This is a genomic window from Alteromonas gracilis (assembly GCF_036870955.2).
GTDB lineage: Bacteria > Pseudomonadota > Gammaproteobacteria > Enterobacterales > Alteromonadaceae > Alteromonas > Alteromonas gracilis_A.
The window spans coordinates 2,165,079-2,178,700 of record NZ_CP145482.2 but is presented as its reverse complement, the minus strand read 5'-3'; the positions used below and the strand labels follow the sequence as shown (position 1 = coordinate 2,178,700).

Here is a 13,622-nt window from a genome sequence, read left to right as displayed (position 1 = left end):
TTGCGTTATTTTTGGCAGGATTATGGTTAGGCCAATGTAGTGTACGCCGTTGGATCTGACCTTAGCTGAATAACGTTTTGATTCTCTATGGTTGCATTTGACCTTTCAACGAGCGCAAGAGATTGCTTCACCTCTTTTACTAGTGCGTTTTTAATACATGAAGTTGTGGCGTCACTAGTGCATTGCTCAATTAACCAGTAATGCCTATTTGAGTTTATATTTCGATTTGATAGACGTTTTACCAAACCTCTCTCGACATCATTTTCCATCACTGCATTAGGGGCAAGCAGTAATCCGGCTCCACACCTAGCGGCCATAAGCGCTTGGTCAACTTGATCCCCGAATGTTGCCTGCCTATGTCGCAATTGAAACTCCGAACCTATATCACTGTACCAATCGCGCCATGTGGGCAACTTGCATTGATTGTCAAAGCAAACGTTTAATAGTGTTGTGTTCAACTCTTTGGAACACTCTGTAACGCGATGAGAATCAATATAGTCAGGCGAGCCATATACAGAAAATGTCTCATCGCCAATGCACTGAGCAGTGAACTTTGAAGATTTTAATTCCCAGTTAGAAATCGCTATATCAAAACGCTGTTGCTGCAGTTCGCTGGAGTTGTGGTGTACAAGAATTTCTATATTAGAGTCAGGAACGAGAGAAAACAACGCATTGAGTCTAGGTGCTAACCAGTTTGTTGCCAGTGACGCTTCGCAAGTAATAACTACCGTTTTTTGTGATAAGATTGAGGGAATTGCATGAACTGTTTGGCTTAATATATTAAAAGCTTCACACGTTCCCTCACTCAATATTTTACCTTCGCTGGTCAATTCAAGGTCACGATTTCTTCGTTCGAAAAGCTTTACATCCAGTTCATCTTCTAACTTCTTTATCAATTGACTAATTGCACCTGGCGTAACATATAGTTCGTTTGCGGCATCTTTCATACTGCCGACTCTAGCCACTGCCTCAAACGCTTTTAACGCTATTAATGAAGGTAATCTATTCGTTTTCATACATCGCCCTCCCAATGAATTAAATATACTCAACCACCTGACTTCATGTAGTAAAGTAACCCTAAACCTTAAAGGGCATAACGGTAGTAGGTTGGTTTTTAAACCTAACCATTTGGATAGCTATCTAATTAAGCGCAATTATTCCTCGTTTTACAGCCACCGAAACAGCCTCAGTGCGAGATGACACTTCTAGTTTTGAATAAATATTATTAAGGTGAAACTTTATTGTGGCGAGTGAAATACAAAGCTCATCTGCAATTGCAGCGTTTCTTTTTCCCATGGCTAGCATGGTGAGTATTTCTGTTTCTCTTTGCGAGAGTTCTGTGTGTGTAATGCGTTCAGCCAATTTACTCGCTAACTGCGGGGGAAGATAACGCAGCCCTGAACGAATTGATTTAAGTGCACTGGCAATATCTTGAGGATCGCTGTCTTTAAGCATGTAACCCCTAGCACCAGATTTCATGACGCGATAAACCTCTTCGTCAGCATCAAAAGAGCTCACCACTAGAATTTTGGCTTTGGGATCAAACTCCAAAATATGCGTAATTGCACTCACCGCATCACCATCGGGCATTCGCAAATCAAAAAGCCCTATTTGGGGTTTGAATTCGCGCCATTTGGCCACCGCTTCACGGGCACCACTTGCTTGAGCTATGCAGTGAAAATCTGTGTAACGCTCAACTATGGTCACCATACCTTCTCTAACAACAGGATGGTCATCTACTATCAAAACTGCATTTTGCTCAGGCATATCGGCTTTCATGGCGTCTACCTTAGATTTTTACATTGATAAGACTACACCGTAAATAACACGAGCGACCTAGTCGTTTGGTTAGTTTTTCTAAAACGACAGCCATCTAGGCACCGTTATTTTGATTAGTGTTCCTTTGCCTTTAACTGATTCAACACAAAGGGGCAACTTAGCATGCTCAGCCAAGTGCTGCATTGCACTAAGCCCGTAGGTTTTTTCAGTTACATTGTCGTTGACGTTAAATCCTTTGCCGTTGTCACACACCGATATATGAAGTGCCGTTAATGTGTATGCGGCATCTATCTTTATGACTTTGCTCGCTGAATGTTTTGCCGCGTTATTCACGGCTTCTCGTACTATCCTATAAATGAAAAACCTTGTTTGTTTTTTAACTGTCCATTTTTTGCCTGACTCATTAATCAGAAGCATACAGTTATCAGGCAAGTGAATAGTTTTTTGAAGGCTCTCGAATGCAAGACGAAGTTCAGGCACATCAGATAGTGTATCTAATGAATTGACACTGTTCCTAAGGGACGCGATGGCATGGTTAATCAATTCGCCACAATGACGTGCTTGTTTTTCAGAAGCAGGGGGAAGATCTTCAAACAAGATCCTGCCTAACATTTTTAGTCCAAACAAATCTTGCAACGATGTGTCGTGTAACTCCCGCGCTATACGCTTTCTTTCATCGACTATAATGGTCATGCGCTGCTCAACATGCTTAGTTTTTAAGTAAAAGTAATAGACAACAATAAGTAACAACGTCATCGCTAGAAGTGTTTTAAATACCGTCGTTTCCCACCAATGAGGAATAACATCGAAGTTTAGCGATAGTGGAAGCGCAGAGGCACCGGTCGTCTCTCTCACAAGCGCGCTAAAACGATATATCCCCGGCGCTAGGTCGACGAATGTCAATTCCTCATTGATTGGTATAGTCGCATTAGTAACATTCCCTGTCGGTGAATTTAGTTGATAGTCAACGCTATAAAGTCCGGCTTCAATTAACTCATCCACCAAAAAGCTTAGCTTCAGGTTGCGTGCATCTGGCCTTATTTCGAACGGCTCGTTTTGATCAATAGCAACGTTTTTCTCGCTATCAAAAAGCGTAACAGTTAGTGGTGTTTGTTGGTCACGATTCAACAAAGTAAGGTCAATGATTGATGCGCCTGTTCCATTTGAAACTGCCATTTTGCTATCTTGCGAGAACGATAAGCCAAGTTGGCTAACACCGTTTGTTACCAACCCTTTCGATTGCGTCAGATGAAACCATGCATTTTCTTGTGATTTATACTGAAACAAGCCATTTCCAGCGACACCAAACCAAATAGCCCCATTGCTATCTCGACCTGCACTCATAACGGCAAGCAGTTTTTTGCCGTTAATGTCTGTTATTCTTTTTTGATTACGAAACATAAAGTCGGTTTCGACAAAACCCGACTCTGTGCCAATAAACACTCGGTCTTCTTCTACAACCGTAATGTTGTATATATATCCTAGCGGTTGCTCTGTGTGTTCGGTACTAACAGATGACCCCTTTACCACCGTATTTTCGATATCTAATTCGAAAGCTCCCTGATTGCCTGCGACAAAGACACGGTCGTTAAACACGTCTATAGACCACAAACGCGCTGTTGAGAGTAAAGTTGTAGGTACTGATAATTTGGGAGACAGGTGACTTTTGGTAACGAAAGCACTTGAAATCTCATGCGACGCTAAATCAAAAACCACTAGGCCATGACTACTTGCAATAAGCACTCGACTTCCAAATTGTTTGATTGCAAAGACTGAGCTATGCACAGGCTGATTATGGTTATCAAAAAGCATGTTAACTCGAGAAAATCCCTCATTTTGACCTACGAATAACCCGCCAGAAGTACCAATCCACACACTGTTATCTGACATGGGTAGCACACTGTAAATACGCAGTGAACCTAGTAGTTCTTGTGCAACGGAATTGAATAGCCCGCTTCCTGCACGCGTTTCTCTATAAAGACCGCTTGAAGTACCTGCGTATAGTTTGCCGTCTGTACCTAGTGCGTGGCTCCATATAGGGTGAGAGGGCAAACCCGAGTTAAGGTTTTCCCCAGGTACTACGCGCCGAACAGCTTTTGTTAAAGGAGCGAATGCCGCACCGTTACCATTAGTTCCCAAGAACATGTAGTCACCGAGATGCCCGGAAATGTGCCCGACAGATATGTCCTTGTCCCGATCAGAGCTTATCGTACTCCGTCGACATCGAATTGGCTGACGCTCTTTCACATTCCAACGAGAAAGTCCTTTTGTAGAGCCAATCCAAAGTCGCTTGTATTTATCAGACGATAGGCTTGTTAAATCTGATTCTGGTAAAGACGGTATGTCTAATCGCGTATAGGTTTGCCAGTCTCGGTTATAAGATGGTTTTTGATAGAGGGTAGTTTTTGATGCTGCCCAAAGCGCGTTATCTAAAACGTGAAGTGCAACTAGCTCTGTATCTTCAAAGCCTACTTTGTGTGCATTGAGATCCTCAGAAATACGCCACAGTCCGTTTTCACTAGCAGCATGTACATAGCCGTTATATAACGCGAATTCAGATACGTTTTCAGCTTGTGCAAAACGGCTTACTATCTTTAGCGTAGGCATTCCATCATTTAATGCGAGAACAAACCCTCCATCGGCAGTTGCAACGTAAAGGTGTTGACCTAAGCGTAACAAGCTGTTCACGGGCGAAAATCCCATTTCACGGTTAATCGCATCGTTTCTTTCAAAAACACCGTTACTTGTATTTAATCTAGATAGTCCGGTATTGCTACCTACCCAAAGATATTCATTGTCGGCAGAAAGTGCTTTAACGCGCCCTGAAGGAAGTGCAGACGGGTTAGTTGAGTTTGGAAACCAACTATGGGTGTGACCACCAGCAACCCGATAAAGACCATCTCGCCCACCGAGATAGATTAAACCGTCGTTTGCTCTAATAGATGAATATATGGAACTAGACAGTTTGTCAGAACCAGAGAACTGCTGCCAAGCTGGAACACAAGTTGAACTAGCAATGACATCACTAGCATGTAACTGAGTTGTCCACCCAATCAACATCACAATTAAGGCGTTAAAGGCTCTAGACAAAGACACGGGAACTCTCAGGTAATTAGGTACTTATCAATAATAGACCACGTGTTCACTTTTTATGCCAATACTTTGGTCTATCTATTTATTTGATGTATTGAAATTATCGGTAAAATTACGCTGGTTTTCGCTTTAGAAATACAGCAGAAGTTTAGGCTAACTGCAGCATCACTTTAGTTTTTATCGTTTGAGACAGTCTTGAACCTCTGCAATGCTTGAATGTAATTTACTGTTATATCTATGGTTTCAACAAATGAAATTTACTCTGCCGTCGATCATAGGGCTTGCTGTATTGTCCAGTATTCCTGCTCTTAGTAATGAAGTGTCCTTTGATGGTGAACTTAGAGAGAGAGTCACTTATCTTTCGGCTTTAGAGTTTGACGAAGAAAGTGAAGAGGCTAGGTTTATTTTGGACACAAAGGATCATAATCGGTTCTAACTTTGAAATGACAAAATCCTGGTCATTTAGAGGCGCCATATTTAGTGCGTTGCAAGAAGGCGTCGAACCAAGCCCCATAGAGCGAAACAATCTAGATGTTTATGAGGCCTTTGTTCAATATCAAAACAGTACCATCAACTTCAGGCTTGGAAGGCAAACGCTCAAACTGGGGTCGCAACGTTTAATTGGTTGGCGAGATGGAACAAACGTTCGACGCGCTTGGGACGGATTTAGCGTTGGTATTGAGCACAGCTCGCATTGGCAATCTGACTGGTTTGCGTTGCAACTGGTCGAAGTAGAACCTAACGGGGTATTTAACGATGATACATCTTCAGAGAACCTATTGGCAGGTAGCTATTTTACAGGGGATCTAACGGCACTTGATTTCGTGCATACAAAGCACGCGCAACTCGAGCTTTATTACCTTTATACAAACCGTAAGCAACGAAACGCTATTGAGGGTACAGCGGACCAATTAAGGCACACGTTAGGCGTGAGGCTTTCAGGAGACGCCACGCGTTGGTTTTGGGATTGGGAAGCAGCTCAACAGATGGGGCGTCATGGTACCGATGATATTCGTGCCTGGACGATTGCCACCAATACCGGCTGTTCGTTTTGATGGCATGTGGGCACCAGAATTCATGCTGTCAGTTAATATAGCGTCTGGGGATGACACCCGAAATGATGGGCGCCTTGAAACATTCGATGCGCTTTACCCTCGTGGAAGCTACTTCTCTGAGGCAGCCCAATTAGGGCCTGCTAACTTTTACAATTTTCATCCCTACATTTATCTATATCCGAGCGAAACAATTCGGCTGCAGTTCGATGTAAATTTTTATTGGAGGTTAGAACAAAACGACGGTGTTTATGGCCCTCCAGGGAACATTATTCAATTGCCCAATGATAACTTGGACAAAAAAGTGAATGTGGCTTTTTCTTCGGGCTTTGAATGGGAAATAAATGAAGCAACAAATATCAGCCTTTTGGCAACGTATTCAGATCCCAAAGGTATATTAGCCACATCTGATAATCATGCCGACTCAGTTAAGTTTGTGGAATTCACCGTCAACTGGGCTTTTTTCTAACCACTGGATGGTTAAAGTAGGCTGTGAAGAATGCCTGAGGCTGCGTGTGTCTCTAGAAACTCAAAATCGTTGAGCAATAGTGACACACGACCAAGGTTTTATTGGCGTACACCTTCAATTGATAATGTCATTTCCACCGTTCTTGATGCGGGACCAAGATCATAAGCCATACCAAAGTCAGCCATCTTGAATGTTGCTACTGCCTCATATCCCCGTCGATAGCCACCCCACGGGTCAACACCAAACCCAATTTGGCTTACCTCTAAAGTAACGGGCTTTGTTATTCCGTTAAGGGTTAAATCTCCCACAATAGTGCCATTACCCGCATTATTTAACGTGACTTTTGTGCTTTTGAATGTGGCATTCGGGTATTTTTTAACATTCAAAAAATCTTTACTTTTAAGATGCTTATCTCGCTCTGCATGATTTGTATCAACACTTTGCGTATTAATGGTAATGCTAACGTTAGCATCAGAGTGATCGGCTGGGTCTAACTCAAAGCTACCATCAAATTCATTAAAGCGGCCGTAGAGCCAACTGTATCCAAGGTGATTCACTTTAAACTGCACAAAAGCATGCGCACCGGATGTGTCTATTGCATATTTTTCTATGGCTGCGTGAGATGCAAAGCTACTCATTGCAAGCAAAACTGAGCCAAGGGCGAGAGAAGGGAGTTGTTTACGCTTCATATCATTGTTTCCTATGCTAGGTCGTTTGGTACAAGTGAGATATTGCTCAGTTGAATTGGCGCTTTGGGTATATCTCGCCCACGCAACTGAACAGGTAACATATGCACGGTAAGGGGCTGATTGCTGGCTACCATAGTTGCCAGTGATTCAGGCAGTGCAACTTGCATGGTGACATGTTTGTTAAGCGAGCCTATACCGCTAGGTTTGTACAGGGAGTATGGTAAAGGTTGAAATATATTGGGGCGATTTGCCTTCGGTACCTATGAATATGCGAACGCATAGTGGATGCGTGGGAACTTGAACTCTTTCGAACTTAAGCAGCCCATAGCGCCTACCACTTTTCATTTTATTAGCGATTTGTTGCCTGTGTTTGTCAACAACATTTACCTCAAAGCTTGTTGCGCCTGGCTTAAAGGCAGGGGGAGTAATTGAAAGCTGTCGATACTCTACATCAGTAAACTCATACCCCAGGTTTTTCGTTTTAATCATATCTTTCACTGCAATTCTCGTGAGTCGTCCATCCCACGTTGGATAAGTAAACACTGTGTTGAGCCAACGCTCATCAGTAGGTAGTTTTTTCCCGTGAATAGCCATCCATGCATCCCATGCTCGGTCAATGTTTCCGTGGTGCCCTGTGAAAATTGGATCAAAAGCAGCGGTAGGAAAAGCGCCCATATTGCCGCCAATCCAATTATGAATATTGTTGTGAAAGCTCTGTTCCATAACGCCCTCAACTAACTCTCCTTGTCCGTCGGGATAAGGGTAACCTGCAAACTGAAAAAAATTAGGCGCCTGCAGCGCCGCTTCAATATCCATAAAATCGAGCGGTATTTGATCTGTTGAGGTGTATAAGCGGGTTTGATCATGTAACGGATTGCCAAAACCCGAGTAAGCAGGGTCTATGTAAGGTTTTCTGGTCCAGTCCCAGTAGGGGAGCGCAAAGTCTTTATCACCTATTGCCGCAGCCAACATATTCTCGACCGAGTGTAAGTAGCCGCGATGCCAGGGTAAAAAGAACCAACACCAATGTACCTGCAGGTTTCTAACAGCACTTGAGCAATACAAAGCATGCTGTAGCGCCTGGCTTGTCCATCCAGTAGGGTCAAGTGGATTGATGTCAGAACGGGCGCGCATTATACCCACCGCAGCTTTAAATTTTGTTAACTCTTGTGCCGTCAAATCGCCTATGTGTTTTCGTGTGACGATTTTTCGTTCACGCATTGCACGTAGGGCCTGCTCAGGTGTCGCTTCATATTTTCGGTATTCTTCCCACTCACCAGGTTGAAGATAGTCAATGGCTTTCGCAATGCGAGGGATCCCAAATCCTGCTCCAAACCCAATGCTACCGCTAAGCGCAGCAATGCCTGCAACTTGCTTGATAAAGTGGCGTCTAGCGTTGCCACTATTAGTTTTTTTTGATTTTTTCATCTTACGCTACCTATCTATCTTCGCTAAAATTGACAGGAGACCAAGATGGTATTGCAGGTTCTCTGGGTTTGTGCAAATTGGGGTAAGCCGCTTTATCTGCGAATCTAACTTTACCGTCGACCACTGTTAGTAACGATTGCGTGTTCAACAAAGCACGTTCATTCACTTTTAATATGTCCTGATTTAGAACAGCAAAATCAGCATATTGGCCTGGTTTAATTTGACCTTTGACGCCTTGCTCACCAGAGATGTTAGCACTGCCTTGTGTAAAGGTTTGAAGTGCTGTAAGTCGGTCCAAAATGTTATCTTTATCATAAAGCTTCATACCACCGACTGTGCGACCTGATACTGCCCAGTAATACGTCGCCCAGGGGTTAAAACTTGATACACGAGTCCCATCAGTACCAAAACCAACCTGAATTCCTTTACTTAGCATTGTCTTTACTGGTGGTGTACGTTTAGTTTGTGACTCGCCATAGCGGGCTAAAAAGTCCTCTCCAGCGAAAGCCATTCTTCCTTGAACTGCAATTGCACCACCCAACGCTTTAATGCGGTCAAGGTTTGAATCTGTCACAGTTTCTGCATGATCAATAATCCAACGCACGCTGTTTAGTGGCTGTGTTTCGTTTATTTTTTCAAACAGTGTGAGCATTCTAGAAATAGATTCGTCGTATGTAGCATGAATTCGAAATGGCCACCCTTGCAAAAGGTGAAGCCTGACAACTTTTTCAAGCTCTTCCTCTGCATCTTTTGCAAGTTCAGGACGAGCGGCGCGAAAGTTCTCGTAATCTGACGCTTTCCATGCCAATAGCTCACCACCGCCTTCAATGACGTAACCATTATCAAGATGAAGATGCAGATTTTGGTTTCGTTTGTAATTGCTCATCCACTTTGCAAAACTATTAAGCTCTTGTCCTGGCGTCTGAGGGAATAAATAATTGGAGACGCGGATGGGCAACTCACCTCGAGCGGCCAAAACGGTGCTAGCTTGATAGTTTTCAGGGAAGACATGACCACCACCACCGGCATCAACGACGCTTGTTACACCTAAACTTAGTAATTTGCGGTAGTACTGTTTGCTGGAATTATACTGCTCGTTTAAACTCATATGTGGTAGCGCACCGATGGTACGATAGAGAATCATTGGGTTGGGGTCCGCGACAAGTACGCCTGTTGGGTTACCTTTACTGTCGCGCTCAAAGCGGCTTCCTTTTGGAGGAACACTATCCTTGGTTATACCTAGTACTTCCATTGCCTTTTTATTAAGTACGCCACCTGAATACAAATGAAGTACAAATACAGGTGTATTCGGAGCTGCTTCCGTTAACTCTTTTGGCGTGGGCATTCGCTTTTCATCAAATTGATAAGGGCTCCAGCCGCCGATTACTCTTACCCAATGCCCTTGAGGCGTTCGCTTAGCCTGCGCAGCAATCATGTCTATCCCTTTTTGAAGGCTGCTCAAACCTTCCCACCGCGTTTCTAAATTGTAAAACCTACCGCCTCTCACTACATGGAGATGTGAATCATTAATACCAGGTATAACTCGATGGCCTTTGGCGTCAATAACAGTGGTTGTGTCGTTCTGCAGTAATAACAGCGCCTGGTCATCATTAGAAAGCGTCGAAAATTTGCCATCTTCAACAGTGAACCCAGAGAACGTCTTTCCATCGAACGTTGTAATTTTGGCATTGATGACAATCAGCTCTGGTGCAGCTGTTACGCAAAAGCTCATGATAAAAGCTGCAATGCAGACTGCTGTTCTTGATAGATTCATGAAGACGCCTCCGTAGTGGTAATACTGATTGTGTAAGAGGACTAAAGACCTCTTCCTCAATATGGCATTGTTGTAATATGGAACAGAAGTGGCTCAATAACGCATTGAGCCAATAAGAGTAGGTTTATTCAGCGTGTATAGGCGCCAATCGCTCTCCGTGTTTCACACGCTCTTCTGCACCATGTACCATGGTGTAGCAGTAGTCGACTCCCATGCCATACGCGCCAGAGTGCTCTTTAACCAAATCCATCACTGCATCATAGGTATCGCGATGTGCCCAGTCTCGCTGCCATTCAAGCAACACTTGCTGCCATGTCACTGGTACTACGCCAGCTTGAACCATGCGTTGCAAAGCATAGTCATGTGCGTCTTGCGATGTACCGCCAGATGCGTCCACAACCATGTATATCTCGTAATTAGCATCATGCATTGCTGATAGGGCGAAAGTGGTATTACACACTTCGGTCCAGAGGCCTGAAACAATGACTTTTTGGCGACCGTTCCGTGCTAAGGCATCGCGTACCTTTTGGTCATCCCAACTGTTCATTGACGTTCTCTCAAGCAAGGGATGTTCGGGGAATACGCTTAATAATTCAGGGTATGTGTGCCCCGAGAAGCTATCCGTTTCTACGGTTGTGATAGTGGTAGGTATGTCAAAGATCTTCGCAGCTTTTGCGAGGCCAACAGTATTGTTTTTCAAGGTTTGTCGGTCGATGGACTGAACACCAAATGCCATTTGAGGCTGGTGGTCGATAAAAATAAGTTGTGAATTTTGCGGAGTTAAAACTTCTAACTTTTCTTTGCTCATGGCTAACCCTTAATAAGAGAAAAATAGTTAAAACGACTCAAATACGCAGTATGAGAAAAGTGTTTTTGAGTTAAAAAATTACTATAGAGAGAGCAAGGAAATCGACAAACGATTTAATCTTCACTGACGGTTTAGATTAACTATTTCATAAGCCTATGGTGTCTAATTTCACTAATAAACAGCAGCATACAAATTTGTTTGTTTTTAAGTGGACACGTTAACTAAAGATTCTAAAAACATCTAAGCATCAGATAGATACTAGTCGATTTAGAAATGCTAATGCGTTGCTGAAGTTTTAATCGATTGTGTAAAGGTGGCATTAATGTAGTTTTACCAAAACTAAGGCAATGACATGATTTTGTATTTCTTAAGCTCATGTGCATACACGTGAGAGCAGAAAGACGATAACAAGTACAGGGCAACTAATATTAAACAAAAAAACCGATGCCCGAATTCTACTTGATAATGATTAAACTAATGAGTGTGGCGTAATATTGTGAAAAAAGAAGCAACCTTGTCTATGTGGTCACCGCTTAAGAATAAAGCCTATGCAGTGCTGTTCGTTGCCACAGTCATATCGAATATTGGAACATGGATGCACGAAGTTGGCGCTTCGTGGAAAATGACCCAAATGACGCAAGACCCCACAATGGTCGCGCTTATACAAACGGCAGTATCTTTACCCATATTTTTCTTTGCTTTACCAGCAGGGGCAATAGCCGATCTGTTTAATAGGAAGTCGCTGCTTTTGACTATAAATGTTATTGCTTTAGGGCTTGTAGGTGCACTAGCAATTTTGATGCAACTCGATAGCGTCACTCCCCATGTATTATTGTTATGCACCTTTTTACTTGGCATGTGTGCGGCTTTTATTGCCCCCGCATGGCAAGCAATTGTACCTGGGTTAGTGCCTAAAAGCGCTCTGTCATCAGCGGTATCCCTCAATGGTGTTGGCATTAACATAAGCCGTGCAATAGGGCCAGCGCTAGCTCGGTGCACTCATCGTGTCTTTTGGTATTCAATCTCCGTTTTGGGTCAATTGCTTAAGCTTTGTGGTGATAATTCTCGCACTTTACTGGTGGAAACCAACAGACCAACCTCAATCAGGTTTACCCAAAGAGCATATACTGCCAGCAATGATTTCAGGGCTAAAATACGCTAAACACAGTGTTCCCCTGAAGGCTACGCTAATACGCGCTGCTGCGTTTTTCATCGCCGCATCTGCGTTTTGGTCGCTGCTGCCGATTATTGTCAGCAAAGGATTAAATGCTCAGGCGAGCATCTTTGGAATCGCCACTGGGCTTGTCGGCGTTGGAGCGCTATTTGGCGCGCTTCTCCTGCCCAAACTTAAAGCAAAGTTTCACCCCAGCAAATTACTCTTTATAGCATCTGTAACTGACGCTTTGCTTTTTACACTATTGGCATTGACGTTCAATGTGTGGGTGTTATTCGTCATTTGCTTTGCGTTTGGAAGCATGTGGATTATAGCCTTGGCTAATTTGAATGTGTCTGCACAGACATCGTTACCCAATTGGGTGAGAGCAAGGGGGTTAGCTATATTCCTTACGGTATTTTTCGGCGCAATGAGTATAGGAAGTATACTATGGGGAAACATAGCTTCATTATTTAGCTTACAGACGACCTTATACACCTCTAGCGCCGTATTGGTTATCGGTGCGCTTTTCACTATCAAATTTAAACTCAACTTTGGCAGCGAACGTGACCTTGAACCTGGCTTGCATTGGCCCACACCAATAACAGACAAAGCTTTTTTTGATAACGATACTGCTCAAGACTTAGCCCCCGTGCTTATCACTATTGAATACACTGTAGAGCAAAAAAATTGGCCCTCGTTTTTAGATGCCATTGAGTTACTAGGTGAAGCGCGAAAGCGAAATGGGGCATACCAATGGGGGATAATGCAAGATACTGCAGAACCAAGCCAATTTACTGAGTATTTTTTCGAGCATTCATGGCTTCAGCATCTTCATCATCACGAACGAACATCAGGTGACGATAAAAACCATCAGCAATACGTCAACGAATTTCATTGTGGCAATCAACCTCCTAAGGTGAAGCACCTAGTGGGGACTAAACAAGGCATTACTCATGTCAATGCCTAAGCTCAGTGTAGAAAAAGCATTAACGCTCTCTCGAGTTCTTTTAGCGATTATGTTTGCTGAAAGTGCGCTATCTCACATTATGCATTATCACAGCGTGTTAAATGATGCCGAGGCCATGGGCTTACCGTTGGCGTTCATCTTATTTCCCATATCGATTGGATTTGAACTATTTGGCATTGCTGCTCTTTTGCTTAACCGATGGCTTAAACTGGCGCTAGCGTTATTGTTAGTCTTTACTTTAAGTTCAACCGTGGTTTTTTTCCCATTCTGGGCGATGGAGAGTAGCGGCGCAGCGCTGGCCTTACAAAACTTTGTCAAAAACTTCGCTTTGGTAGGTTTTCTATTGTTGTTGTACGCAGAGAGTGATTCAAAAAGTAAAACCGCAAGTTAACTTTTATGAAATAACT

The 13,622-nt window shown here is 43.3% G+C and carries 13 protein-coding genes; 5 read left to right on the top strand and 8 right to left on the bottom strand.

Going from position 1 to position 13,622, the window contains the following annotated elements:
- Positions 1-26: 26 nt before the first annotated feature.
- From V6N89_RS10680 to V6N89_RS10670, 3 genes are all read right to left on the bottom strand, one after another.
- Positions 27-1,016 carry a LysR family transcriptional regulator gene (locus V6N89_RS10680; RefSeq protein WP_338517531.1) on the bottom strand — a complete coding sequence of 330 codons (990 nt, stop codon included), beginning with the start codon at positions 1,014-1,016 and terminating at the stop codon, positions 27-29.
- A gap of 124 nt (positions 1,017-1,140) precedes the next feature.
- Complete coding sequence (locus tag V6N89_RS10675) at positions 1,141-1,779, bottom strand: response regulator transcription factor (protein ID WP_338517530.1); 639 nt, start codon at positions 1,777-1,779, stop codon at positions 1,141-1,143.
- A gap of 78 nt (positions 1,780-1,857) precedes the next feature.
- On the bottom strand, positions 1,858-4,875 hold the full coding sequence (locus V6N89_RS10670) for a sensor histidine kinase (RefSeq protein WP_346993748.1): 3,018 nt from the start codon (positions 4,873-4,875) through the stop codon (positions 1,858-1,860).
- 440 nt (positions 4,876-5,315) lie between these two features.
- Between V6N89_RS10670 and V6N89_RS10665 the strand changes: the two genes are divergently transcribed.
- Together V6N89_RS10665 and V6N89_RS10660 are read left to right on the top strand one after the other, a co-directional pair.
- On the top strand, positions 5,316-5,927 hold the full coding sequence (locus V6N89_RS10665) for an alginate export family protein (protein ID WP_338517527.1): 612 nt from the start codon (positions 5,316-5,318) through the stop codon (positions 5,925-5,927).
- Positions 5,899-6,393, top strand: coding sequence for an alginate export family protein (locus V6N89_RS10660; protein ID WP_346993747.1), 495 nt, complete (start codon positions 5,899-5,901; stop codon positions 6,391-6,393). The genes V6N89_RS10665 and V6N89_RS10660 overlap by 29 nt, the downstream gene beginning before the upstream one ends.
- Before the next feature lie 98 nt (positions 6,394-6,491).
- On the opposite strand, the gene V6N89_RS10655 is transcribed toward V6N89_RS10660, so the two are convergent.
- The 5 genes from V6N89_RS10655 to V6N89_RS10635 form a co-directional block, all read right to left on the bottom strand.
- Positions 6,492-7,082: a YceI family protein gene (locus tag V6N89_RS10655; protein ID WP_338517525.1), complete on the bottom strand. Its 591-nt coding sequence runs from the start codon at positions 7,080-7,082 to the stop codon at positions 6,492-6,494.
- An 11-nt stretch (positions 7,083-7,093) separates the two neighbouring features.
- Entirely contained in the window at positions 7,094-7,249 is a 156-nt protein-coding gene (locus tag V6N89_RS10650; protein WP_338517524.1) for a hypothetical protein, read from the bottom strand.
- 31 nt (positions 7,250-7,280) lie between these two features.
- Entirely contained in the window at positions 7,281-8,510 is a 1,230-nt protein-coding gene (locus V6N89_RS10645) for a tyrosinase family protein (RefSeq protein WP_346993746.1), read from the bottom strand.
- 10 nt (positions 8,511-8,520) lie between these two features.
- Complete coding sequence (locus V6N89_RS10640) at positions 8,521-10,284, bottom strand: amidohydrolase (protein ID WP_346993745.1); 1,764 nt, start codon at positions 10,282-10,284, stop codon at positions 8,521-8,523.
- 124 nt (positions 10,285-10,408) lie between these two features.
- Positions 10,409-11,092 (bottom strand): hydrolase, encoded by a 684-nt coding sequence (locus tag V6N89_RS10635; RefSeq protein ID WP_346993744.1) that lies wholly within the window; start codon positions 11,090-11,092, stop codon positions 10,409-10,411.
- 496 nt (positions 11,093-11,588) lie between these two features.
- On the opposite strand from V6N89_RS10635, the gene V6N89_RS10630 reads away from it, so the two are divergent.
- The 3 genes from V6N89_RS10630 to V6N89_RS10620 are packed head-to-tail and all read left to right on the top strand — an operon-like array spanning position 11,589 to position 13,606.
- Positions 11,589-12,254 (top strand): MFS transporter, encoded by a 666-nt coding sequence (locus tag V6N89_RS10630; RefSeq protein ID WP_346993743.1) that lies wholly within the window; start codon positions 11,589-11,591, stop codon positions 12,252-12,254.
- Entirely contained in the window at positions 12,145-13,215 is a 1,071-nt protein-coding gene (locus V6N89_RS10625; RefSeq protein ID WP_338517517.1) for an MFS transporter, read from the top strand. The genes V6N89_RS10630 and V6N89_RS10625 overlap by 110 nt, the downstream gene beginning before the upstream one ends.
- A complete protein-coding gene (locus V6N89_RS10620; RefSeq protein WP_346993742.1) occupies positions 13,202-13,606 on the top strand; it encodes a DoxX family protein in 405 nt (134 codons plus the stop codon). Before V6N89_RS10625 ends, V6N89_RS10620 begins: the two co-directional genes overlap by 14 nt.
- Positions 13,607-13,622: the final 16 nt, after the last annotated feature.